Here is a 3307-nt window from a genome sequence, read left to right as displayed (position 1 = left end):
GTGCCATGAGCAGGAAGCAGTTTATATTCAACTTGTTGCCTCGCACGGCATCACAGGCGGACAACTTTGCTGATAGATACCGGATAGCTGGAGTGCTGCAGGGAACGCGGCTTATTTGCAGAACAKGTAGACCGCTGGCGCCAAACGGCACATGATCAAAAAAAGCAATTCACGCTTTACGAACATCAGTTACCSATAGCTGACCAGTTCATCATCAATGGCTTCTGCTTTGGCTATCGGTCAGTCGGCTCCAGGATCTGATTCAGCGGCCAGGGCAACACAGGCTGATCGCAGGGGCTGGAGATAGCTCTGGATCACACCCCAAACAAGGGTGTTGTCGACCTTGACGTACTCGTGCGTGAGTTTGTTGCGAAAGCTRATGATGCGCTGTGCGTTTTGAATCCTGGTGAATAAATCGTTATTCAGGCGGGAAAGATTAGTTAGCGCCTCACCAATGATGATAAACTCCCGTTCGACGGAGGAGCGAATGAGGCGACTGTTGCAGTAATCATCCAATTTGATGCCGTTGACAGCTTCCAGGATGGCATCGGTTGCCTCAACTACATCGATCAGAAATGCCTTGATATCACGCCGCATAGATAAGCTGCTTCGAGGCKTCGATGTCAGCGCGCACAATCGGGTTAMGTACGGCCGTGGCCATCACCARATCAATGGCGGTGCCCATGCTCTCGGTGAGTTGTTGCTCAAGGCCGAAGTAGGCCTCAACAAGGTCTGTGGGCTGGAGATCTTCGAACTCCACCAGTAAGTCAATGTCGCTGCTGCCGGGGCGGTAATCRGGCCTGAGAACAGACCCGAAGGCATGCAGGAGTGCCACATGGTGCTGACTGCATGCAGCGGCGATTGCRGCGAGCTGGTTGGGAGCGAGAGCCATGGTMATAGACCAATCTCCATCTGTTCAACCTGGATAAGCCAAGTTTCGCACGTCTGGCTTGCCTTCCACCTCTGCCARCAAAGGTTCAAACCGGCCTGATTACCCCACACTGCCATTCAGCAGCACCGCATTGCAAATCCCAAACGCTGGAGCAGATCAATTMGTTGCTGGAAACAGCCTGATTTGATTTGGATTAATGAACTAATAGCAACCCAGCAAACAAGCCTCCAAGTAACCATTGCGAGAGAGGCAAAAAACGCTTCCAAAAGGTGACATCCTTCTTAGCAGCTACCGGCTGGGGGGGGGCAGCACTGGTGAAGCACCAACAGCGCCGGGAGGCATCGGACTGAGGCTGCCGCTGGCGATTCCTATCGCCTCCCTTACTTGGGAGCAAGGAACGTGATGGTCGCTGCTGGTTTCAGTTGGCGGGTCACATTGCCCTGCAGAGCGTCATTGCCTTCAATCTGAACGGCGCGCACGCCACTGCCAGGCGCCAGATCGATCTGGTTGAGATTCACCCACACCATTTGCGGCGAGAGGGCTGAGTCGAAGTAGTACACCCGGTTTTTCTGATCGATCAGGGTGCGCCACCAGGTGGGCGAGATGTTCGGGTGCTCCGGATCCGGAGTGCCCCAGGGCACGGAGATGTTGCGCATCACGCTCATCACCCCGGCCAGGGCCTGGCGGGGATCGCTGGTGGGCGGCAGCTGTTCGTTGTAGTAGGAGCCGCGAACGAAGCGATCCGGCGACTGGATTGAGCCCGGCAGCTCATGGGTGCGGTCCTTGGTGCTCCAGAAAGCGTTGAGTTTGAGCTGCTCGCTGTACACCGGGCTGTTGGTCATCACCTGGTACTGGCTGCCGTGGTGAATCACAGGTTTGCCCTTGAGGTATTCGATCACGGCGGAATCGCCGCTTGCATCGGAGACGGCCATGTGCACGGTCGCCTTGGCCTTGCCACCGGGGCCGAAGGGCACTGGCACGATCTGGATCTGATCGGCCTTCACGGCCTGCACCAGCTCCTTCACCGTGGCGTACTGGCTGAGCAGATATTGCGTCCAGGCGGCAAAAGAGAGGCGGGGGCGGCCAGCGGGTGCCGTCGCCAGGCCGAAATCGTTCTCAGCCAGATAGAGCAGGTTGGCGGCGAGCCCGCGCTCGTTGACGCCGTCGAACACCGCGTCGATGGCGCCACCGGGTTCGGTGCTGCCACTCACCACCACCGAGCCGTGACGGCTGGTCCAGCTCAGGGAGTTCACACCGCCGGCTCCGTTAAGCCGTTCGCCGCGGGGGATCACATAAAAGTGGGAGTTGAAGCCATAGGGCCAGTCCATCGAACGTCCTGTGATCACCTGTTGGTTTGGGCCGAGCCAGGTGACGCGGGAGCAGGCCAGAGCTGCTGGGCCGGCGGCGGTGAGGCAGAGGGCGGAAACGGCGGCAGCTGCCGTGAGGCGCTTCGGCATGGGGCCAWAGAATTTCTGCCCCAAAGTTTGGCTGTGATTTCTAGTCCTTGCCACAGACGGTGGCAGCAAGGGTTTTCAGCCGGATGGACCAATCGTGGAAACAGCTGCCCAGTCGCTGCCGTGTCTGTGTTTCCGCTGCTGGTGGCCGTGAAGCTCCTACTACTCGCCGGCACCGCCGCCCTGGCGATTGCCTTTGTGGTGGTGGGCGGACTCATTCGCCTGGGTGGGCTGGACTGACTCGCTCAATCCCCACAACAGAGCCCGGAGCGTTGGCCCCGGGCATTTGCCTGCTCATCCGTGGTGCCTTCTCGAGGGGGTCGGGCCTAAGCCTGCTGGAAATGGCTTGAAATCGGCCAGTGACGCCCTTAGAGGGGTCCAGCAGGGCTTGTAGGGAATAAATCCGCCAGTCCTGCTGGTTTTGCTGTTTCCCGCTGCCAGAACTTGAATCTTGAGGAAGGCGGTGCCTGGTGGTTTTGCCCACWTCTTGCCCACAAAGCAGGGGGCCTATCGGTGAAAAGTCAATCGGGGCGACAGGATTCGAACCTGCGACCTAGTGCTCCCAAAGCAGATGACGCGTCAAAGCCCTCACTATGATTTTGAGTGATAGCAATGGATTTGGCCTGTACAGTCCAACCCTGTCATGACATATCAGCTATGATTTGACCGCAATTTGACCGCAGAATTTGCCTTCTGTTGTATCTGTCTCTGGCTGGGAGATAGCAGCACGGGAACAGGTGCGTGGCCTAGGGAAGGGATGGACAGTAGTGGCCATGAGGGGTCAAGTACAGCTAAAGCTGCGTGTACCAGGTAGTCCAGCGTCATCTGTGGTTCTTCCCTTCGATTGGCAGAAAGCTGTTTGGGGGGATGCCTACATACGAATAAGGAACATATTGGTTCTTCCCTTCGATTGGCAGAAAGCTGTTTGGGGGGATGCCTACATACGAATAAGGAACATATT

At 57.2% G+C, this 3307-nt stretch carries 3 protein-coding genes; all 3 read right to left on the bottom strand.

Annotation, left to right across the window (positions count from 1 at the left end; all coding sequences use genetic code 11):
* Positions 1-240: 240 nt before the first annotated feature.
* The 3 genes from C7K08_RS13155 to C7K08_RS13145 all read right to left on the bottom strand — a co-directional run bounded on the left by C7K08_RS13155 (position 241) and on the right by C7K08_RS13145 (position 2349).
* The gene (locus C7K08_RS13155) at positions 241-597 is read right to left on the bottom strand and encodes a HepT-like ribonuclease domain-containing protein (protein WP_106501012.1); all 357 of its coding nucleotides are present in this window, start codon (positions 595-597) and stop codon (positions 241-243) included.
* Positions 587-892, bottom strand: a complete 306-nt coding sequence (locus C7K08_RS13150) for a nucleotidyltransferase family protein (RefSeq protein WP_106501011.1) — start codon at positions 890-892, stop codon at positions 587-589. The genes C7K08_RS13155 and C7K08_RS13150 overlap by 11 nt, the downstream gene beginning before the upstream one ends.
* Positions 893-1272: 380 nt before the next feature.
* Positions 1273-2349 carry a linear amide C-N hydrolase gene (locus C7K08_RS13145; RefSeq protein ID WP_106501010.1) on the bottom strand — a complete coding sequence of 359 codons (1077 nt, stop codon included), beginning with the start codon at positions 2347-2349 and terminating at the stop codon, positions 1273-1275.
* Positions 2350-3307: the final 958 nt, after the last annotated feature.

The organism is Synechococcus lacustris str. Tous (assembly GCF_003011125.1).
Taxonomy (GTDB): domain Bacteria; phylum Cyanobacteriota; class Cyanobacteriia; order PCC-6307; family Cyanobiaceae; genus Synechococcus_D; species Synechococcus_D lacustris.
This window is presented reverse-complemented; position numbering and strand designations above follow the sequence as displayed.